This is a genomic window from Ekhidna sp., assembly GCF_965247405.1.
Classification (GTDB): Bacteria; Bacteroidota; Bacteroidia; order Cytophagales; family Cyclobacteriaceae; genus Ekhidna.
Genome location: NZ_OZ252014.1, coordinates 2,281,932 through 2,302,481 on the forward strand (window position 1 = coordinate 2,281,932; position 20,550 = coordinate 2,302,481).

The following is a 20,550-nucleotide window of genomic DNA, read 5'->3' on the forward strand; positions in this document are numbered from 1 at the left end:
AGGTAACATTGCCTGAATGGTTTTTCATGGTGTTTTACAAATACCTTAGCACTGAGGATGTCTACATCATGCCGGGGAGCAAAAATTAGAAAAATTCAATCCAAACCTTAGAGACATAATTTATCCACAAAATCACTGAGTTATCCACACCTCTAGGGTTTTCGGATCCAATATACTGATTATCAACAGTTTATGTTGATGCATGTTAAATTGCTTTGTGTTGATAACTCGAAACACTGGCGCTTAATTCACTGAAAACCAACGATTTATCAAATGATAATTATTCTGCTGTCTGTCTAATCAGCTTTTTGCGATATGCGTTGAAAATACGAGACTTAGATATAAATCCCACGTATTTACCATTGTCAATTACAGGAAGGTTCCACGCCTGTGTCACCTCAAATTTATTCATGACCGATTGCATTTTTTCCTGAGTGGAGACGCTTGCGGGAGGTTTGTGCATGATCGTCTTTATTAGAACATCTTTACGTGATTCATCATCGAACATCATCTCCCGAATATCATCGAGTGTCACAATTCCTTGTAACTCTTTGTTTTCATCTACAACCGGGAAAATGTTACGCTTGCTCTTCATGACCAATTTCACAAGATCGTTCAAACTTGCTTCTGGGTGAATCGTCAAAAGATCCTTTTCGATGATTTTCTTGAGGTCGATAAGGCTAAGCACAATCCTGTCTTTATCATATTGGATGAGGTCTCCGGTTTCAATGAGACTTTTGGTGTAAATGCTATGCTTTTCAAAGTATGAGATGGTACTGAAAGAGATTGCAGAGACAAGCATAAGCGGAACAAAAAGGACATATCCACTGGTGATCTCAGCGATAAGGAAAATGGCTGTAAGTGGAGCATGCAGCACACCGCTCATTACGCCACACATGCCAACTAGTGTAAAATTGCTCGTGCTCAATGAAGTGCCTAGCAAGGAGTTTGAAGTAGAGCTAAATACAAACCCCGTCAATCCCCCCATAAACAGAGAAGGAGCAAAAATTCCTCCGCTACCTCCGGCACCTATGGTGAGAGCTGTTGCAATAGGTTTTACCAATAGGATCAGAAATAAGAAGATGATCAATGATGCCTGATTTTCAGAAAGCTGATAGAAAAAGCTATGATGAAAGACTTCTGCAGATTCGCCTTGAAGCAAGCTTTTGATCGTCTCATAACCCTCACCGTAAATTGGAGGGAACGTAAGAATGATCAATGCCAGAGAAATACCACCAACCGCTGCACGGCCGAAATCATTTTTCAGTTTTTTGATGGAACCCTCGAAGAAATACATGATACGAGTGAAATAAAGTGATATCATTCCACAAACAGCTCCAAGCAAAAGGTAGTACCCCGTTTCACCTGCAAGGAAGTTTTCGGTAAGCTTAAATGAAAACAGAATGTCTTCACCAAGTAGCACTAGAGCTACTAACTGACCGCACACGGAAGCAATTAATAAAGGAATAAATCGGCTGATTTTTACTTCCGTTAGGATAACTTCCATGGCGAAAATCACGCCTGTCACTGGTGAGTTAAAGATGGCTGAAATAGCTCCTGCAGCACCACAGCCAAGTAATACCGTTCGATTTTTATACCCCAGGTGAAATAGTCTGGCCAGGTTAGACCCAATAGCAGACCCGGTTACTACAATAGGAGCCTCCAGACCAACAGATCCTCCAAACCCGACAGTTATTGCACTGGTGACCATTCGCGAATACATTCGTGTGCGCCGAATGACACTTGAGTTTTTTGATATTGAATAGAGAATCTGGGTTATTCCGTGTCCCAGGTTTTCTTTGAAAAGATACTTGGCAACAAAAACAGTTAGAAGAATTCCTATCAGTGGGTATCCAAGATATAAGTAATTGAAACTGAAAATATCCAGATTCAACTCCAGGTAGTGAATGATGAGGTGGACGGTGCTTTTGAGAACGACGGCTGCTAGTCCGGCGAAAACACCAATTAGTCCGGCAGTAATTAGAAGGAAATTGTTATCACTGATGTGGCGGATTCTCCACACCAGAAATTTCATCATTACAGTGCTGAATGTACTTTTTCCCTGATTTGCCATTTTTAAAGGTTCGGCAAAGGTAGGCTTATCTTTTAGCCTGCAAAAGTACTAGACAATTACAGCGTTTTTCTTCTCCAGTGCCTCCTCTACAAATTGAAATGTGGACAGGACCTCCGGCTTGCCATTTACCACTGCTACGTCATGTTCAAAGTGAGCCGATGGCTTTTTGTCTGCTGTTACAATTGTCCAGCCATCATTTAATTGGATGACTCTGCGGGTACCCATATTTATCATAGGCTCAATGGCTACCACTAAGCCCTCCTGAATTTTAGGTCCCCTTCCTCTTTTACCAAAGTTTGGTACTTCAGGAGACTCATGCATTTTTCTACCCAATCCATGACCAACCAGCTCTCTAACTACCCCGTAACCATGGCCTTCTGCATGTTGCTGAATAGCGAAACTAAGGTCGCCGATTCGATTTCCTGCTACCAATTGCTCAATGCCTTTGTCCAGACATTCTTTGGTTACAGTTAGAAGTTTCTTCACCTCTTCATCGATTTCTCCTACGGGGAAAGTATATGCATGATCTCCATAGTAGTCGTTTTTCAAAACACCAATATCCACTCCTACGACATCCCCTTCTTCCAATGGTCGATCAGTAGGGATGCCGTGAACAACCTGCTCATTAACTGAAGTAATGATTGAGTTTGGATAATCATACAGTCCCAGAAAAGCGGGAACGCCACCATGATCCCGGATGAATTCATCAGCGATTTTATCCAGCTCAAGAGGGGTCACTCCTGGCTCAATTTTTTCTGCCATGAGTCCGAGTGTCTTGGAGACTATGAGGGCACTTTCCCTCATAATTTCTATTTCTTCTGGTGTTTTATACTTTATCATGCGGTGCAAAAATACAAACAAAAAACCCTGGCTTCATTTAATAGAAACCAGGGTTTAAGAAATTTGTCTTTTATCTTATGACTTTTTGGTCACTCCTTCTAAAACTTCTTTGATAGGGACTCTCACACCGTCTTTGTATGAAACTACCCAAGCGTCTTTTACGCCCATTTCTCTAAGGTATTTTTTGAACGTATCTGCTTCCCAATAATCTCTGAAAACCCCGATCGTGTATTTTTGAAGGCCATCAGCATCTTCTGCACTGAAGTTTGGAGAGTTGTCATATTTTTTCAAATCCTTTTGCTTGAAAGCTCCAAGCTGAACTTTGAAGACCACTCCTTTACTTTCATCAATACTGCCACCTGTGTTTCGTGAAGCCACATTGTCGGCAGGTTGTTTACTTTGAAGTCTGGAAAGCTCCTCTCTCAAATCGCCGATTTGAGCCTGGTAGGTAAGAATTTGCTCATCTTTCTCAGCCAGTCGATCATCGATATTTCCAAGCTCTGTTTTTAAGCTGGTAACCTGACCTTTCAAAGATTTATTTTCATCCAGTAGCTGCTTATATTGCTCTGGCTCTAATTTCTTAATTCTTTTCTTCCACTCCTTTTTCTCTTTTTTGTCCATCTGCGCATTTGCCTCAAATGCAAAAACACAGCAGAGTGCCAGCGCAATAAGTGATATTGATTTTTTCATCTTTCCTGTGAAATTGGTTTTTTCTGCAATCATTAATGTTACTAAAGTACAAAAAACTCTAGATAATGGATAATAAATCAACTTTTTAGCGATCCAATCATATCTTCAGGTTTAACCCATTCCGTAAACTGTTCATCCGTAACAAGTCCCAGATCGATCGCTGCTTTACGTAAGGTTGTGCCTTCTTTATGCGCTTTTTTCGCAATTTTAGCCGCATTTTCATATCCAATGTGCGTGTTTAGTGCAGTTACAAGCATCAGTGAGTTCTCTAGTTTCTCTTTGATTACTTCCTGATTAGGCTCAATTCCGATCGCACAATTATCGTTGAATGATTCGCACGCATCGCCAATCAATCGAGCAGAATTCAACAAATTAAAGACCATCATTGGCTTAAATACATTTAGCTCAAAATGGCCTGTTGCGCCTCCTGTTGACACTGCCACATCGTTTCCAATCACCTGTGCACATACCATTGTCAGTGCCTCACACTGTGTTGGATTTACTTTTCCAGGCATAATGGACGAACCCGGCTCATTTTCAGGAATTAAAATTTCACCTATTCCACTTCTCGGTCCGGAACATAGCATTCTGATATCATTTCCAATCTTCATCAGACTAACGGCCAGTTGCTTGAGTGCTCCATGCGTTTCTACAATTGCATCGTGTGCTGCCAATGCTTCGAATTTGTTTTCTGCCGTTTTCATTGGCATACCTGAATATTTGGCAATTTTCTTTGCTACTAACTCGGCATATCCTTCAGGGGTATTTAGACCAGTTCCAACGGCTGTTCCCCCTAATGCCAACTCAGATAGATGGTCAAGGGTATTGTTTAATGCCTTTAACCCATGATCAAGCTGAGATACATATCCTGAGAACTCCTGGCCAAGACTTAGCGGAGTGGCATCCATGAAGTGTGTTCTCCCAATTTTTACCACATCCATAAAAGCTTCCGATTTTTTGTGAAGTGTATCTCGAAGCTTTTTCACCTTGGGGATGGTGTTTTCTACAACCATTTTATAACTAGCAATGTGCATGGCAGTAGGAAAAGTATCATTCGAACTTTGGCTCTTGTTCACATCGTCATTGGGGTGAATGACTTTTTTATCGTCACCCAACGATCCGCCGTTAAGCACGTGAGCGCGATTCGCGATCACTTCATTGGAGTTCATGTTGGATTGCGTTCCGGAACCAGTCTGCCATACGACCAAAGGAAACTGATCATCCAGTTTTCCTTGCAGAATTTCATCACACACTTTGCCAATGAGCTCTGCCTTTTCTTTTGGTAATACACCGAGTTCCGTGTTGGTCTCAGCTGCTGATTTTTTCAAAATGGCAAATGCCCGAATGATTTCCATCGGCATTTGGTTTTTTTCACCACCGATTTTGAAGTTGTCTCGGGATCGTTGGGTTTGCGCTCCCCAATATTTATCTGCGGGCACTTTTACTTCGCCCATGGTGTCGTGTTCTATTCGGTATTCCATGTCTTCTGTTTTGTGGTTACAAATCTAACAATGGATGCCGCTTTTGGATTTCATTGCACGTTGTTTTTGTGTAATCAAATTTCCCGACCTACTTTTGTTTAGAATTATTCTAAATAAGACCAATTGGCAACTACCGTCCTCTTAGCAGACTTTCAGTACCTCACTCGTCAGGGGATGGCCTCTTTAATTAAAGCCATGCCTGGATTTGATCTGATTAAGATGGTGGATTCCTCAGACCGGCTGGTAGAAACGGTTGCAACTTCCCAGCCTAAGCTGGTAGTCATTGATATTTCTGATAAGGATCGGGAACTGATACCAAAGTTGAAACAGCTGAAGGAAAGTACTTCCTCAAGTTTTCTTGTCATTTCTAACAGTCAGACCAGGGAATCTATTCAGCAATTGTTAGGTATGGGAATCAAAGGGATTCTGACTAAAAATTGTAGTGAGGAGGAAATAATCAATGGCTTGAGAGCAGTGGCCCAAGGCAATCGTTTTTTTTGCAACAACATCCTGGATTTGGTGGTTGAAAAACCTGACCAGGAAGAAAACTGTGAACCAACCAATCTTTCACCTCGGGAATACGAGGTATTAGAGCTGATCACCAGAGGAAAAACGACAGCTCAGATTGCCGAAGAACTGCACTTGAGTATTCATACCATCAATTCTCACCGGAAGAACATTCTCCGAAAGCTCAACATTAGTTCGCCGGCAGAATTGATCGTATATGCACTGGAGTCAGGAATTGTAAAGTCCTGATCACTTTGGTATTTGCATCGGCTTTCTATTCTCATCAATAGCGACAAAAGCAAACTCTCCTTCGATAGCTTGTTCGCGATGTTCAGAATACATTTCTTCAATGAAAATCTGCACGGATACTTTCAGACTGGTATTACCAACATTGGTTACTCTCCCGATTAATTCTACGATGGTTCCTGCTGGAATTGGTTTTTTGAAGTCAATCTTACTACTGCTAACCGTCACCATTCTCTGTCTGCTAAAGCGCGTAGCTGTAATGAAGGCTACCTCATCCATCGCATGCATGGCAGTGCCTCCGAAGAGAGTATCGTAGTGATTTGTTGTGTTTGGGAATACTGCTTTGAAAATGCGGGGTTCTGATTTTTCGATGCGTTGGTCAAGTGTCATAATAATGTGATTTGAAGCTTAACCTTGGTTGAGTAATTCTAGTTCTCCTCAGCTAATAATTCACTACTTATGGCTATTTAATAGCTATAAGTAGGGGTAGTATCTACCTAATCCTAGTGATTAAAAATTCACCATTCGTAGCGATTGTCACGGAGCTACGAGCACCTCAATTTTGCATTGTTTAGAATCATTCTAAATAATGCAGATGCGGATAGGAATTATATACATACTTATTTCAATAAGCTGGAGCTTAAATGCCCAAAGCACTTTTGTTGTTCAGGATGCTGAGTCCAATGAGCCATTGATTGGTGCTACGGCATTAGTGACAGGAGAAGACGGCAGCAAAGATCAATTGATATCTGACCTGAATGGTCGTTTTACAACCACTATTGGCCATCCGTTTCAGGTTGAAATCCGATACCTGGGGTTTCAAACTACCAGTCAGAGAGTTAAATCTTCGGAAGAGGTTATCCGACTTTTCCCATCTGAAACTTCATTGGAAGATGTAGTGGTCACCGGCCAGTATCAGCCACAGTCTGCAAAGAATTCTGTTTATCAGGTTCGAACCATTTCTTCAGAACGAATAGCCACACAAAATGCCAACTCGCTTCACGATGTGCTTTCGAACGAACTCAATGTCCGAATATCCAGAGATAATGCGACTGGCAGATCGGGCATCTCCCTTCAGGGTCTGAGCGGCCAGTATGTAAAAGTGCTGATGGATGGAGTTCCCCTGGTCGGCAAAGGGGGAGTAAGCAATGATGTTGATCTCGGTCAGATCGACGTACAGCGAGTGGAACGAATTGAGGTGGTAGAAGGACCGATGGCTGTTAACTACGGGGCAGATGCCCTGGCTGGAGTCATCAATATCATCACCAAGAAAGATATTGAGCAGAAACTGGAAGTAAACGCCAACCTACAGACCGAGACGGCCGGTGATGAATATAAAGCATTTGATGAGGGAATCTATAGTCCATCGGTTTCGATTGGATACAAGCTTCATCCAAATTGGTTTACGCAGGTAAATGGAAGGTTCTATCGCTTCGGTGGATGGCAAGGCAATTCTACAGGTCGACAAAAAGACTGGCATCCGAAAGATCAATTGTTCGGTGGCTGGTTGACCAGGTATGAGGTGGGAAACTGGGAGGTTTACTACCGACTGGATGTGATGGATGAGCTGATCACTAACCTTGGCGCTATTCGGGAACTTGACAACAAGGAACCTCGTGCATTCGATGAAGAATATAATGCGGTCCGGTTAATGCACCAGTTGCAAAGCACACTTGAGCTGGGAAAAACCACGCTTAATTCAGTGGTATCATTCACCGATTACGAACGACTTTCTACCAATTACGAGCGCTTTCTGGAATCAAGTTCGGAGCGGCAACTTTCAAACGGTAATGACACCATCTATTACCGATCATTTTTCACCAGAAATACACTCAACAATCTGCTATCCAATTCGAGACGGAGTGTTCAGCTGGGAGTGGAGACCACCCGTGAAACTTCAGGTGGGAGCACACTGAGCGATGGAGACAAGCACCTTACTGATGTAGCTTTATTTGCATCAGCTGAGTTCATTTTTGGCAGATTGAAAGTGCGGCCCGGTGTTCGCTACTCCTACAATAGCCTTTTCGAAACCATTCCTACGCCCTCAGTCAATTTCTCATATAAGTTCAATGATCAAACACAACTACGATGGAGCTACGGGAGAGGCTTCAGAGCTCCTTCAATTCGGGAGTTGTTCCACGAATTCATCGATTCCAATCACAACCTTATTGGCAATCCGGACATAGCGTCAGAGGACTCTCACAACTTTAATGTGGACATCACCCATGAGCTTGGATCATTCCCCATCACACTCAATCTCAACAGCTTTTACAATGAGATCAACGATGGGATCACCATCTTCACACCGGATGGCAATTCAGCCACGACCTATTTCAACCTGTCGGAATACAAGACACTGGGAGGGAACCTGAGAGCTTCTTATGATGAGGGTTCACTGAAAGCCAGTGTAGGAATTTCACATATTGGCCGCTATCAATCACTTCGAGATGAGCCGGGCGTACCTGATTTCGTTTTTGCATCCGAGCTGGTAGCAAGAGCCCAATACAACTTCAACTCGTTGGGTTTAAACATCTCCACTTTTTACAAATACACAGGCCCGCTCAATCGATATCAGCAGATTGAAGGAGAGTCTTTACTTGTTGGACAAGAAGGCTTTCATACGCTCGATTCAAATATTTCAAAGACATTCAATAGCCTTCGGATTGGTGCCGGAATTAGAAACGCATTTGATGTGACTAGCATCAACGCAACTGGTGGAGGAGGCGGTGCTCATGGTGGTGGAAGCTCCTCGCCGATCGGTATTGGAAGATCTTATTTTTTATCAATCAACTATCAATTCAGTAAATAATAACTAATGAAAACAAATATGAAAAGACTGATGTACGTAGCAGCTGTAGGTGTAGCGATGCTCTTTACAGCTTGTGGCAATGATGACGGGGCAGCAGCTCCCATAACACTAAATTTCACAAATACAGAGATAGGCTTGTCTGAGTCGGTAGAAGTTGGGATTACCTTTTCCCGTCCTGCTGATGCTGATGGCTCGTTGACTTTGCAAGTAATAAGTTCTTCTTTGGTTTACGGAGAAGGCGCTGATTTTTATACCGATCCGGCGATGGTGGACAATGCAGTTAGCCTGAGCTATGAGGCAGGCTCAGAATCTGTTTCGTTTATGGTATTTGCAGGATCTGCATTGAATATTGCTCAAGAAGAGATAATCACTTTGACCTTGACCGATGCAGACGGTTTTGAACTAGGCGGAGATTTATCCGCAACCATTACTGTTTCTGAAAATTTCATTGCTAATGAAGGTACATTGGAAATAGATGGTGGAGGAGCTGATTTTCCCAATCAAGCCTTTATCGATTTAAGTAAGCTGAGTCAAACCCTAGTAGATAAATACAGTTGGGATCTTGGTTTTTACACTGCTTCTGGAGAGCATCATGTGGTGCTTAATAGCAGCGCCTATGTAATGGCTCGTCCACTAGGTGGAGAAACGGACCTTGATGAAGTGACTGCCTCTGATACTGTTGGATTCGCTTCAATTATGACTATATCAAATTATGAAGATACAGAAGCCTCCGACTGGATTGATGATCAGAGCGGAGATTTAAGTCTTACTGCTTTTGGAGAGATTTCGGCTACTGCCAATGAAAATGTGGTGTTTATAATCAAGCGAGACGGTGAAGGCAGAAACTGGAAGAAAGTGAGAGTACTGCAGGATGGTGACAACTACATTCTTCAGTATGCGAATATTGATGCGACCACTCACGAGGAAGTGACCATCACGAAGGATGCAGCCTACAACTTCACACACTTTGATCTCGACAATGGTGTAGTACAGGTTGAGCCGGAGAAGGAGCAATGGGATCTGATGTACAGCACCTATTCAGGAAAAGCAAACTATGGTGTTTTACTGGCCATAGGCTACAATGACTACATCATATCAAATCGATCTGATGTAAGTGTAGCTATGGTAAGCACAGAAGATCATGCCTATGATGAATTTTCTGCGGATGATCTGGCAAGCCTCACGTTCCCTGAAAACAACATCTCTGTTATTGGCTCAAGCTGGAGGACGCTTGTTGATTTTAGCCTGGTGCTGGATGAGTCTGTTTTCTATGTGGTAAAAGATAGTAAAGGAAATAGCTACAAACTCAAATTCACCAGATTGGCATCAGAGGATGGCGAGCGTGGTTATCCTGAATTTAAAATTGAATTGCTATGATGAAATCTATAAGAATACTGGTTATTGTGATGCGAATAGCCTTTGGTGGACTGTTCATTTATGCAGGTGTTCAAAAGTTCATTCCAAAAGAAAGACCCAAGACGGAAGCCAGTGCTGAAGTGCCGGATAACGTCAAGAAAATAAGGAGCTACATCGGTGGGATGAAACAAACCGGTTATTTCTGGCCCATGCTAGGCGTGGTTGAAATCCTGGGGGGATTGCTGATTGCTACACAATTGTATTCATTGTTGGGTGCGTTTATTTTATTGCCCGTCACGCTCAATATTTTCTTGTTCCATATTTTCCTTACTCCTGATGATGTAGGGGAAAATGCTTTGACCGCCCTGTATTTGATGGCCAATATTTCTCTGATAGCCTACCACTATCAACCCCTTAAAACTGTATTTCTAAAACCAAAAGTTTAAATGATATGAACAATTTTTATAAACTTATTATTTGCATCCTTACCGTTTTTGCTTTTAGCCATGCTGAGGCTCAAAAAAAGAAAAAGGAGGACACAAATTCCATTCTGGCAATGTGCGGATGCTATGATATTTCTTTCAATTTTGCTGAGACATTTAGTCCAGACAAGGACTATGAATTTCATGACAACTACTTATCCGGGGGGTTGGAATGGGTGTTCCCAATCTCAAAAACTGACGACAAAATCGTCCTTCAACATTTGCTGATAGTCAACGATACCATGATCGTGAAGCATTGGCGTCAGGATTGGCTATATGAAAATCAGGATTTATATGTCTATGACAAGGATAACAACTGGAAGTACAAACAACTTCCTAAAAACAAAATAAAAGGTCAATGGACACAAAAAGTGTTTCAGGTTGATGATTCACCCCGATATGAAGGCAGTGCTACATGGGTACATTATGACGGCAAGCATTTCTGGGAGTCAATGGCAGATGCACCACTTCCAAGAAGGGAGTTCAGCAAGCGGAGTGATTACAATGTAATGGTGAGAAAAAATCGTCACGAGATTACAGAGTATGGCTGGCTCCATGAGCAAGATAATCTGAAAGTTCAGCGAGGAGAAAAAGATCAGTTGCTGGCAAGGGAGAAAGGATGGAATACCTACACGAAAGTGGATAAATCAAAATGCCAACCAGCTATTGATTGGTGGGAAACCAATCAAAAATTCTGGGCAGATGTAAGAGAGGCCTGGGATCAGGTTTTTGCGAGTCAAAAAACGGTGGAGATAAACATGAAGGTGGATGATAAAATTATGTTTCAAAGACTATTTGCTTTAGGAAAAGAGATGAGTGGTGAGAATTATGATGCAGAAAAAGCCAAAACTGAAATCAAGCGAATCATTGAAATGCACCTGGCCTCTGATATTAAGCTGGCCGCTAACTGAATTTTGTTTGCTGTTTATTTACACGAGGGCTGTTCCATCAAGGAGCAGCTCTTTTTTATCACTACTTCTAGCTACTTCATCACTACTTCTAGTGATAAAAATTTCACCACCCCTAGCGATTGATCAGAAATTTCATCCCTGACACCTTTGCAACTGTTTAGAATGATTCTAAACAGCAATTCAAAACTTATTTTTGCAAACCTTAAATACGATGAATAGAAACAATAACATTTTAAGTTTTTTAATAGGGATCGCAATATTTTCAACCAGCTGTGGAAATGATGATGATCCGGGTATTGTTATAGATGAACCTTCGACCTACATCTTTTCCAGGGATGGTGAATCCACTGTTTCATTCAGTGGGCAGACCACACGAACCTTAATGGCAGAAGAAATCATCAATGCGTTTAAGGATACAGACTTTACTGAAGCTGAAATCGATGCAATGTTCGCTCATGCAGAGGGTGACAATGACTTTAATGATGAAAGCAATTTTGGCTTAAATGCCTCAGATAAGAATGTGCGAAGCAAAACTGCGGCATCTGCTGATTTCTTTGCGTCGAATACAACATTGGCTGCCGAAATCAAGGCAGATTTCGATTCATGGATTGCTGAGCAAGTGAGTGAGGTTTATCCACGGTGGAATGAAGATGCAAGTGCCGGAGTGGCTGGTCAGCTGCAAGAAGCTGGTGGAGGATCCATTCGATATGTAAACGGAAAAGGCCTTGAGCTAAACCAGGCTTTTAACAAAGGCTTGATTGGAGCACTTTTCGTGGATCAAATTGTCAATAACTACGTGAGCACATCGGTACTTGATGCAGGCACCAACATGGAAGACAATGATGCTGGCACCCTGGCAGAGGGTAAGAACTACACCAATATGGAGCATAAATGGGATGAAGCGTATGGATATGCTTACGCGAAGGCTGCAAATGAAGCAGATCCAAATGCGACACTAGGTGACGATGATAGCTTCCTTTTCAAATACATCGGGAGAGTGGAAGGTGATGCGGATTTCGAAGGAATTGCCGCCGATATCTACAATGCATTCAAATTAGGTCGTGCAGCGATTGTAGCAGGCGATTATGAAACAAGAGATGCTCAAGCAGCAATTATTCGAGAGAAGCTTTCTGAAGTCATTGCCATTCGAGCGGTTTACTATCTGCAGCAAGGGAAAGCTGGTTTGGAAGCCAGTACTGTGGATTATGGTTCGGTATTCCACGATTTATCTGAAGGATTTGGGTTTATCTACAGCCTTCAGTTTACAAGACAGTCGGATAGTAATGCACCTTACTTCACTAATGCGGAAGTAAATGCGATGATTGATGAATTAATGGCTGGAGATGGATTCTGGGATGTTACACCAACAACACTAGATGACATTTCAGCAGAGATAGCCGCTAAGTTTTCCTTCACCGTGGAGGAAGCTGGCAGCTAACAGATTAATGAAGCAAATGCAGTAACATCCCCCTAGCCCCCTTCAAAGGGGGAATATCCCCTTGAGGGGATTATAGGGGTGTTTAAAGTAATAGAAAAATGAAGAAGACATCTTTGATTTTTGGCCTAATACTTTCTTTAGGAATAGCGCTTATCAGTTGTTCTGAAGATGATGGAGGCGCCACAACGGATAATTTCGACCGAAAGGCGATGCTTGAAAACTGGGCGGATAATATCATCATGCCAGGATATGACTCGTATGTTTCGGCTTTAGCAGAACTCAATACAGATGCCGAATTATTTACTTCTTCTCCTTCACTTAAAAATTTATCCTCTTTGAGAGATGCCTGGCTGAATGCGAATTTTGCCTGGCAAAAGGTGGGGATGTTTGAAATTGGAAAAGCAGAGGCTATCACTTTGATCAATTTTACCAACATCTACCCAACCAATACAGAGGATATGATTGCAACCATTGAGTCCGGAGATTATGATCTTACTTCCATCAACAAACAAGATGAGCAAGGGTTCCCGGCGATTGAGTACCTGATCTATGGTGTCAAGGATACGGATCAGGAAATAATCGATCTGTATTCACAAGAAATGGCTAATCATCCTTACAAGATTTTTTTACTGGACTTGACAGAGCGGTTACAAACGCTTGCCACTTCTGTTCTGGATGATTGGAAAAGTGGTTATCGCGACACGTTCGTTAATAACAGTGGATCTGAAGCTACTTCTTCAGTAAATAAACTAGTCAACGATTACATTTTCTATTACGAGAAGCATCTGAGAGCGGGGAAAATCGGTATTCCGGCCGGGGTGTTTACAGGTTCAGCGGCCTCTGAAAAAGTGGAGGGTTTATATAGTGGCAAATCAAAGGAGCTTTTCGTGACCGGACTTGATGCAATGCAAGCTTTCTTCAATGGTAAATCACCGGATTCAAATCTTGCTGTGGAAGGCATTGGCCTCAAAGCATACCTGGATTTTGTTCAGGATATCAGTCAGGGAGAAGATTTAGGTGAATTGATCAACGCTCAATTTGATCTGGCTAGAACTCAATCAGAAGCTTTGTCAGAAGCTTTTTCTGTTCAGGTTGAAAGTGATAATTCAAAGATGCTTGAGACCTATGACGAGCTACAAAAGAATGTCGTGAATATGAAGGTGGATATGCTTCAGGCGCTCAACATCCGTGTGGACTATGTAGATGCGGATGGTGATTGATGAGAAATCACATATGGAGGTCACCCTGAATTTATTTCAGGGTCTGATAGAAATTGCAATAGATTCTGAAACAAGTTCAGAATGACTGTCATTAATAGTTATTTTAATCAAACCACAAAGGCTGCCCCACTGGCAGTCTTTCGTATTTTCTTTGGCTTGATGATGTTCATCAGCATCATTCGGTTTTGGGCCAATGGCTGGATTGAAAAGCTGTATATTGAACCCACTTTTTTCTTTTCGTATTATGGATTTGAATGGATAAAGCCAATTGGAAATTATACGTATTTACTGTTCATTATCTGCGGTATCTCTGCGTTGGCAGTGGCTCTTGGATATAGATACAAGGTAGCAATCGTCACCTTTTTCCTCAGCTTTACCTACATCGAGCTGATGGATAAGACCACCTACCTCAATCACTATTACTTTGTCAGCATACTTAGCTTCTTGATGATCTTTCTTCCTGCTCAGCAGTACTTTTCAATGGATGCCAGACGAAAGGGTTCGCATGATTATGTTTCGAAATGGAGCATTGATAGCATCAAACTATTGCTCGGAATGGTGTATTTCTATGCAGGCTTAGCCAAGTTGAATTCGGACTGGCTGTTTAATGCAATGCCTCTGAGAATCTGGCTTCCCGGAAAATACGACGTTCCATTATTTGGCGATTTTCTACATCAGGAATGGGTCATTTATGCCTTCAGCTTGGGAGGAGTGATTTATGATTTGTGTATTCCATTTCTATTGTTGTGGCGAAGAACGAGACTCTTTGCTTTTATAATGGTTGTCGTCTTTCACGTGCTCACCCGGGTGCTATTTCCTATAGGGATGTTCCCATACATCATGATTGTAAGTGCGCTGATTTTTTTTGATGCGAGGGTACATGAACGAATAATCGAGTTCTTCAAGAGAATATTTAAGATCAGAACATATCCCCCTTTGGAGCGGTTCGACGCTTCGAGGGCGAGGGGGAGGAATTTGCATAAAACCCAAAAATGGAAACTCACTCTCCTAACTCTGTTCTTCACTACCCAACTCTTACTCCCTTGGCGTTACCTTCTTTATCCAGGTGAACTCTTTTGGACAGAAGAAGGATTTCGCTTTTCCTGGAGGGTCATGCTGATGGAGAAGGCAGGCTATGCCAATTTCAAAATTGTAGATCGCACCAACAATGAAACTTTCTACATAGATAACAATGATTTTCTGACCTCATTTCAGGAAAAACAGATGTCTTTTCAGCCGGACTTCATCCTGGAATATGCTCACTATCTTCGCGATCATTTTGCAGCACAGGGCAAGGAAGTTGAAGTGTATGTAGAAAGCTACGTCGCATTAAATGGACGCAGGAGCCAACCTTACATTGACCCGTCAGTTGACCTTGCCAAACAAGAAGAATCTTTCAAACATAAAAACTGGATACTGCCATTTGAAGATGAGATTAAGGGGATTTAAGCTAGCAGTTGCAGGAATACTAATGGCAGGACCATTGATGGCGCAGTTCAGTCTGTCGGGTACTGTCATCGATGCAGAAAGTGGCAAACCTATAAGAAGTGCCGAGGTATATGACCGTAATTCCAGTCAGCTCACAAGCACAGGTCCTTCGGGTTCCTTTAGGATCAATAATCTCAATCCGGGGAGACATCAGATTGTGGTGATGTCACTTGAATATCAAACCCAGGAACTTGAGTTTGAGCTCACAGCCGATCAAGAAATCACCATCCCAATGGAAGAATTTCAACAGGAACTTTCAGAGGTAGTAATCAGTCGAAAACGAGAAGAAATTTTTGCCTTGAATCGTCTGCAGCCTGTAGAAGGAACAGCTATCTATGCGGGTAAAAAATCAGAGGTGGTTTTACTGGATCAACTGGTGGGAAATGCCGCCACTAATAACGCCCGTCAGATTTACTCACAGGTGGTAGGTCTTAATATTTACGAAAGCATTGATGCAGGATTGCAACTAAATGTAGGAGGAAGAGGACTTGATCCTAATAGAACCTCAAACTTCAACACACGTCAGAATGGATATGACATCAGTGCAGATGTGTTGGGATATCCGGAGAGTTACTACACTCCTCCTGCAGAAGCTCTAAGTGAAATTCAGGTGGTTCGTGGTGCCGCATCTCTTCAGTACGGCACTCAGTTTGGTGGACTGATCAACTTCAAAATGAAGCAACCAGCGGACAAGCCGATCGAATTGATCACACGCCAATCGATGGGGTCATTTGGCTTATTCAATTCGTTCAATTCGTTGAGTGGAACGATAGGCAAATTCTCATACTATAACTACTTCAATTACAAGACCGGAGACGGATTTAGGCCGAATGCAGGATTTGATTCAAAAAATTATTTTGGAAGCTTTAATTATGCGTTTACTGATAACACTTCTGCTGCGTTTGAATTCACCTCGCTGAACTACCTGGCCCAGCAACCAGGAGGATTGACTGATCCATGGTTCGCATCGGATTCTGCCTATACGGTAAGCAATCGATCCCGAAACTGGTTTGAGGTAAACTGGAAACTTTACGCTCTTAAGCTCGAGCACAAGCTTTCCACTCGATCTGATTTGAGTTTGACATTGTTTGGGTTGGATGCCGAGCGAAATGCCGTTGGGTTTAGGGGTGATCCACGGGAGCTAAACGCCAACCCCATTCTTCAGGAAGATGAACAAGAGGTTGATGGCAGCTATGTCTATTCACGGGATTTGATCAAAGGGCAGTTTCGAAACTGGGGTGCGGAGGCACGTTTTTTAACGCGCTATGCCTGGGGAAGAAAAGAAGCTGTTTTACTCCTGGGTTCAAAATATTATCATGCGAATAACACGAGCAGACAAGGGCCGGGAAGCCGAGGGTCAGGTGCTGATTTTAATTTTGCTACCAACGAAAATCCAGATTACGTCAATCAGTCAGACTTTGAGTTCCCGAATAGGAATCTGGCTTTTTTCGGAGAAAATATATTTTTCATCAACGACCACTTTTCAATCACCCCGGGATTCAGGTATGAATTCATTCGGACCGCCAGTCGCGGATCCTATAACGTGGAGGATATTGACCTGGCAAGAAACGTGACGCCATTAGGAGATAGTACAGACAACCGCACATTTGAGCGATCATTTGTTTTGCTAGGGTTGGGCTTGAGCTATGCGCCTTCTGACAATTTTGAGCTTTACGCTAACATCTCAGAGAATTATCGATCCGTCACGTTCTCAGACATCCGAATCACTAACCCAACTTTCTCAATTGACCCAAATATTAGAGATGAGGAAGGGTATACGTTTGATATGGGTGTTCGTGGCAAATGGCAGAAGTTGATTTCTTATGATATTGGCATATTCAGTCTGTTTTACAATGATCGGATTGGGGTCGTTTTCGATGATCGGGCCAAACGAGTCAGAGGTAATATTGGAGATGCTCTGATTGTCGGTTTGGAATTCTTTACTGACTGGAATCTTGCCAAAACTTTTAAGCTTTCCACCGATACGTATAAGCTGAACTGGTTTGTAAATGGCGCGCTAACAGAGTCAGAATATCTGCAATCGGATGATAATAATGTAGAGGGAAAGAAAGTGGAGTTTATTCCATTGGTCAATCTTAAGACTGGTCTGAGATTTGGTTATAAAAACCTGTTAGGAAGCTTCCAATTCACGTATTTATCTGAGCAATACACGGATGTTGAAAACTCTCCAATTCCTGACCCTTCAAATAACCGAAACGGGATAATTGGTGAAATTCCGGCTTACAGCATTATGGACTTCTCACTTTCTTATGTCATCAATCGCTTTAAGATTGAGACCGGGGTAAATAACCTATCGGATGAAAAGTATTTTACCCGAAGAGCCACGGGGTATCCGGGTCCGGGAATCATTCCTTCAGAGCCTAGAAATTACTACCTTACTTTACAGGTTAAGTTTTAAACGAAATAAGCAAAATACATAAAGGGAGTTATTCCCCTCCTCGGAGGGGTAAGGGGTGGGTATCTGACACTTTTTTTACTATGAATTGATTCAAAATGATTTTTAAAACCCACTTCTTGCTCCTCCCAAGAGGAGACTTTAATGGGTTCATTTTGAATCAATTCCACACTTCTCACATGCAGGCTGCTTCTTTCCTGGTCCGATAAAAGACTGGACCAGAAAGTAACACGATCCGACAAAAAGAAGTCCAACAGTAATTAATTGAATCATGCGAGTAATTGATAAGCGATTAATGAACTTACGTAAGCCAGGACAGTCATGTAGCCCAGCTGAACCAACGGCCACTTCCAACTTTTAGTTTCCCGCTTGGTCACAGCCAAAGTACTCATACATTGCATGGCGAAAGCATAGAAAATCATTAGCGAAATGCCGGTAGCTAACCCGTAGGTTTTTTCTCCTGTTGCTGGATTGATCTCCTGGTTCATTCGTTCCAATAGAGAAGCTTCAGAGTCTGACTCGTCAATGCTATAGATGGTGGCCATGGTGCCTACGAACACTTCTCGTGCAGCAAATGAGGTTATGAGAGAAATACCAATTTTCCAATCATATCCCAGCGGCTCGATCGCAGGTTCAATTTGCTTCCCAAGAATTCCAATGAAGGAAGTTTCCAGTGAAGTCTGTGGTAGTATTTCCTCTGACTCACCTGATGAGCCAAAAGAATCAGGACCGTAAGAACCTAGCACCCATAAGATGATTGAAATAGCTAAAATGATTCTCCCTGCTCCCCAGACAAATGCTTTACTTTTTTCGTACACATTGAACATCACATTTCGGAACTTCGGCAATTGGTACCGGGGCATCTCCATAATCAAAAAGCTTTTAGACTGGGTCAGTAGAATCGCCTTAAATATCATGGCGAAAACCAATGCCGCCACAATTCCCAGTAGGTACATGCCAAAAAGCACCAATCCTTGCATATTGATAAAACCAGCCACCAATTTATCCGGGACGGTCAATGCTATCAGCAAAATATACACTGGCAATCGTGCCGAACAGCTCATCAATGGAGTCACAAGAATGGTTATTAGTCTTTCCTTTGGCTGGTCAATGGAGCGGCTGGACATAATCGCTGGAATAGCACAGGCCACTCCTGAGATTAAAGGCACCACGCTTTTCCCATGTAAACCGAATGGCCGCATGATTTTGTCCATCAAAAAGACAACCCGGGTCATATACCCTGTTTCCTCAAGCACTGTTAGGAAAAGAAACAAAAACGCGATCTGAGGAATGAAAATGACTACTCCTCCGATTCCCGGAATGATGCCTTCAGTGACCAGCGAACTCAGTGGTCCTTCCGGAAGTCTTTCGGATAGGAATGAACTGAAAGTAATGAAAAAGTTATCGATCAGGTCCATCGGGACGTTTGCGAAAACATAGATAAACTGAAAGATCACAAATAGAATCGCAAGGAAGACGACATACCCCCAGACTTTATGAATCAGGAGCTTATCCAGCTTATTTGAAAACGTATCTGATTTTTTATCACCCTTATTCAGAAACTTCATCAGTTTACCGATTTTCTGATGTCTCGCTTCAGTCTCCTTTAGATAGTCTACACCGTTATCACTTTGATAGAATGGCTGCCAGGAGTCATTCGATTTGAATGAAGCGATAGCTGATTTTAATGCATCGATATTCCCATCGCGGGCATTGAGTGGTATCACGGGCACACCTCCCAGCAATGTGCTCAGCTTTTCGGTGGAAATGTTTTCTTTGTCTTTTTGACTTAGATCAATCCGATTGAGTACCAGAATGACCGGAATTTTTAAATCATAGATCTGGGTAAAGAGCAAAAGATTCCGATGCAGATTAATAGCATCAGCAATTACCACGACCACATCCGGGGTAGAATCACCAGTTAGGTAATTACGAACCACCTGCTCGTCTTCTGTTTTTGGATGTAGGCTGTAAGTACCGGGCAGGTCTACAACATCAACGGTTTCCTGTCCGAGTTTGAATGAACCATATTTTTTGTCCACGGTAACACCTGGATAATTACCAACCTTCTGATTCAGGCCGGTCAGCAAGTTGAATATCGTGCTCTTCCCTACATTCGGATTACCTACTAATGCTATCTTCCTGATCAATGCTGCTAGTTTTCCTTGATGGTTATTAAATCCGCCTCGTTTTGACGAAGCATAATGAGCTGCCCTCCTACCTTTACAATGAGCGGATCTCCAAAAGGTGCTTTTCTTACGATCTCAATGATCTGATCAGGATATACTCCCATTTCGTATAATCGGTCTTTCAGATCACTTTCTTCGATGTGAGCGATGGTCTGTGGGGTGGAAGAAGGACTGAATGAAAGCTTACTCATGCCGTTTTATTGATTGAAGATTCTTACTCTTCTTAATGATTGCAAATCTACTTATTAAGAATCAATCTAAATAATAATATGGTTCCATTTTCGATTTACGAGGCTCGCTAGCCTCTAGCTTTCTTTTGCTGATAAAAATCATTTAGAATAATTCTAAATAACCTTGGAACATTTCTGATTCGGAATTACGTTTGCATCCTATTTAGAATCCA

General features: G+C 42.3%; 16 protein-coding genes. 9 read left to right on the plus strand and 7 right to left on the minus strand.

Translation table 11 applies throughout. The features are described 5' to 3' along the window. Nucleotides 1–280: 280 nt before the first annotated feature. From ACP14Y_RS10355 to fumC, 4 genes are all read right to left on the minus strand, one after another. Nucleotides 281–2,074 (minus strand): chloride channel protein, encoded by a 1,794-nt coding sequence (locus ACP14Y_RS10355; RefSeq protein WP_424962884.1) that lies wholly within the window; start codon nt 2,072–2,074, stop codon nt 281–283. Between the two features lie 48 nt (nt 2,075–2,122). Next, complete coding sequence (map, locus tag ACP14Y_RS10360) at nt 2,123–2,914, minus strand: type I methionyl aminopeptidase (RefSeq protein WP_424962885.1); 792 nt, start codon at nt 2,912–2,914, stop codon at nt 2,123–2,125. Nucleotides 2,915–2,989: 75 nt separating this feature from the next. Beyond that, nucleotides 2,990–3,604 (minus strand): Ezrin/radixin/moesin family protein, encoded by a 615-nt coding sequence (locus ACP14Y_RS10365; protein WP_349565691.1) that lies wholly within the window; start codon nt 3,602–3,604, stop codon nt 2,990–2,992. A gap of 77 nt (nt 3,605–3,681) precedes the next feature. Beyond that, nucleotides 3,682–5,085 carry a class II fumarate hydratase gene (gene fumC / locus ACP14Y_RS10370; protein ID WP_424962886.1) on the minus strand — a complete coding sequence of 468 codons (1,404 nt, stop codon included), beginning with the start codon at nt 5,083–5,085 and terminating at the stop codon, nt 3,682–3,684. A 123-nt stretch (nt 5,086–5,208) separates the two neighbouring features. Between fumC and ACP14Y_RS10375 the strand changes: the two genes are divergently transcribed. Further along, a complete protein-coding gene (locus ACP14Y_RS10375) occupies nt 5,209–5,841 on the plus strand; it encodes a response regulator transcription factor (protein WP_424962887.1) in 633 nt (210 codons plus the stop codon). Here the strand turns inward: ACP14Y_RS10375 and ACP14Y_RS10380 are convergent, their stop codons facing one another. Then, nucleotides 5,842–6,228, minus strand: coding sequence for an acyl-CoA thioesterase (locus ACP14Y_RS10380; protein ID WP_424962888.1), 387 nt, complete (start codon nt 6,226–6,228; stop codon nt 5,842–5,844). A gap of 205 nt (nt 6,229–6,433) precedes the next feature. On the opposite strand from ACP14Y_RS10380, the gene ACP14Y_RS10385 reads away from it, so the two are divergent. The 8 genes from ACP14Y_RS10385 to ACP14Y_RS10420 all read left to right on the plus strand — a co-directional run bounded on the left by ACP14Y_RS10385 (nt 6,434) and on the right by ACP14Y_RS10420 (nt 17,961). Then, entirely contained in the window at nt 6,434–8,647 is a 2,214-nt protein-coding gene (locus tag ACP14Y_RS10385; RefSeq protein ID WP_424962889.1) for a TonB-dependent receptor, read from the plus strand. A gap of 6 nt (nt 8,648–8,653) precedes the next feature. Then, nucleotides 8,654–10,024 carry an HmuY family protein gene (locus ACP14Y_RS10390; protein ID WP_424962890.1) on the plus strand — a complete coding sequence of 457 codons (1,371 nt, stop codon included), beginning with the start codon at nt 8,654–8,656 and terminating at the stop codon, nt 10,022–10,024. Next, nucleotides 10,021–10,449, plus strand: a complete 429-nt coding sequence (locus ACP14Y_RS10395) for a DoxX family protein (RefSeq protein ID WP_424962891.1) — start codon at nt 10,021–10,023, stop codon at nt 10,447–10,449. The genes ACP14Y_RS10390 and ACP14Y_RS10395 overlap by 4 nt, the downstream gene beginning before the upstream one ends. 5 nt (nt 10,450–10,454) lie before the next feature. Continuing rightward, nucleotides 10,455–11,396 (plus strand): DUF6607 family protein, encoded by a 942-nt coding sequence (locus ACP14Y_RS10400; protein WP_424962892.1) that lies wholly within the window; start codon nt 10,455–10,457, stop codon nt 11,394–11,396. A gap of 211 nt (nt 11,397–11,607) precedes the next feature. Further along, the gene (locus tag ACP14Y_RS10405; protein ID WP_424962893.1) at nt 11,608–12,834 is read left to right on the plus strand and encodes a DUF4856 domain-containing protein; all 1,227 of its coding nucleotides are present in this window, start codon (nt 11,608–11,610) and stop codon (nt 12,832–12,834) included. Between the two features lie 98 nt (nt 12,835–12,932). Beyond that, nucleotides 12,933–14,054: an imelysin family protein gene (locus tag ACP14Y_RS10410; protein WP_424962894.1), complete on the plus strand. Its 1,122-nt coding sequence runs from the start codon at nt 12,933–12,935 to the stop codon at nt 14,052–14,054. A gap of 81 nt (nt 14,055–14,135) precedes the next feature. Further along, nucleotides 14,136–15,503 (plus strand): HTTM domain-containing protein, encoded by a 1,368-nt coding sequence (locus ACP14Y_RS10415; protein ID WP_424962895.1) that lies wholly within the window; start codon nt 14,136–14,138, stop codon nt 15,501–15,503. After that, entirely contained in the window at nt 15,484–17,961 is a 2,478-nt protein-coding gene (locus ACP14Y_RS10420) for a TonB-dependent receptor domain-containing protein (protein ID WP_424962896.1), read from the plus strand. Before ACP14Y_RS10415 ends, ACP14Y_RS10420 begins: the two co-directional genes overlap by 20 nt. A gap of 266 nt (nt 17,962–18,227) precedes the next feature. Here the strand turns inward: ACP14Y_RS10420 and feoB are convergent, their stop codons facing one another. After that, a complete protein-coding gene (feoB, locus tag ACP14Y_RS10425; protein ID WP_424962897.1) occupies nt 18,228–20,108 on the minus strand; it encodes a ferrous iron transport protein B in 1,881 nt (626 codons plus the stop codon). A 5-nt stretch (nt 20,109–20,113) separates the two neighbouring features. After that, on the minus strand, nt 20,114–20,338 hold the full coding sequence (locus ACP14Y_RS10430; protein WP_424962898.1) for a FeoA family protein: 225 nt from the start codon (nt 20,336–20,338) through the stop codon (nt 20,114–20,116). Nucleotides 20,339–20,550 lie beyond the last annotated feature (212 nt).

What these genes read in the sequence shown, in the direction of transcription:
- ACP14Y_RS10395 (WP_424962891.1), top strand. Translation starts at nt 10,021, where the DNA reads ATGATGAAATCTATAAGAATACTGGTTATTGTGATGCGAATAGCCTTT.
- ACP14Y_RS10405 (WP_424962893.1), top strand. Translation starts at nt 11,608, where the DNA reads ATGAATAGAAACAATAACATTTTAAGTTTTTTAATAGGGATCGCAATA.
- fumC (WP_424962886.1), bottom strand. Translation starts at nt 5,085, where the DNA reads ATGGAATACCGAATAGAACACGACACCATGGGCGAAGTAAAAGTGCCC.
- ACP14Y_RS10390 (WP_424962890.1), top strand. Translation starts at nt 8,654, where the DNA reads ATGAAAACAAATATGAAAAGACTGATGTACGTAGCAGCTGTAGGTGTA.
- ACP14Y_RS10430 (WP_424962898.1), bottom strand. Translation starts at nt 20,338, where the DNA reads ATGAGTAAGCTTTCATTCAGTCCTTCTTCCACCCCACAGACCATCGCT.
- ACP14Y_RS10385 (WP_424962889.1), top strand. Translation starts at nt 6,434, where the DNA reads ATGCGGATAGGAATTATATACATACTTATTTCAATAAGCTGGAGCTTA.
- ACP14Y_RS10355 (WP_424962884.1), bottom strand. Translation starts at nt 2,074, where the DNA reads ATGGCAAATCAGGGAAAAAGTACATTCAGCACTGTAATGATGAAATTT.
- ACP14Y_RS10410 (WP_424962894.1), top strand. Translation starts at nt 12,933, where the DNA reads ATGAAGAAGACATCTTTGATTTTTGGCCTAATACTTTCTTTAGGAATA.
- ACP14Y_RS10415 (WP_424962895.1), top strand. Translation starts at nt 14,136, where the DNA reads ATGACTGTCATTAATAGTTATTTTAATCAAACCACAAAGGCTGCCCCA.
- ACP14Y_RS10400 (WP_424962892.1), top strand. Translation starts at nt 10,455, where the DNA reads ATGAACAATTTTTATAAACTTATTATTTGCATCCTTACCGTTTTTGCT.
- ACP14Y_RS10380 (WP_424962888.1), bottom strand. Translation starts at nt 6,228, where the DNA reads ATGACACTTGACCAACGCATCGAAAAATCAGAACCCCGCATTTTCAAA.
- map (WP_424962885.1), bottom strand. Translation starts at nt 2,914, where the DNA reads ATGATAAAGTATAAAACACCAGAAGAAATAGAAATTATGAGGGAAAGT.
- ACP14Y_RS10365 (WP_349565691.1), bottom strand. Translation starts at nt 3,604, where the DNA reads ATGAAAAAATCAATATCACTTATTGCGCTGGCACTCTGCTGTGTTTTT.
- ACP14Y_RS10420 (WP_424962896.1), top strand. Translation starts at nt 15,484, where the DNA reads ATGAGATTAAGGGGATTTAAGCTAGCAGTTGCAGGAATACTAATGGCA.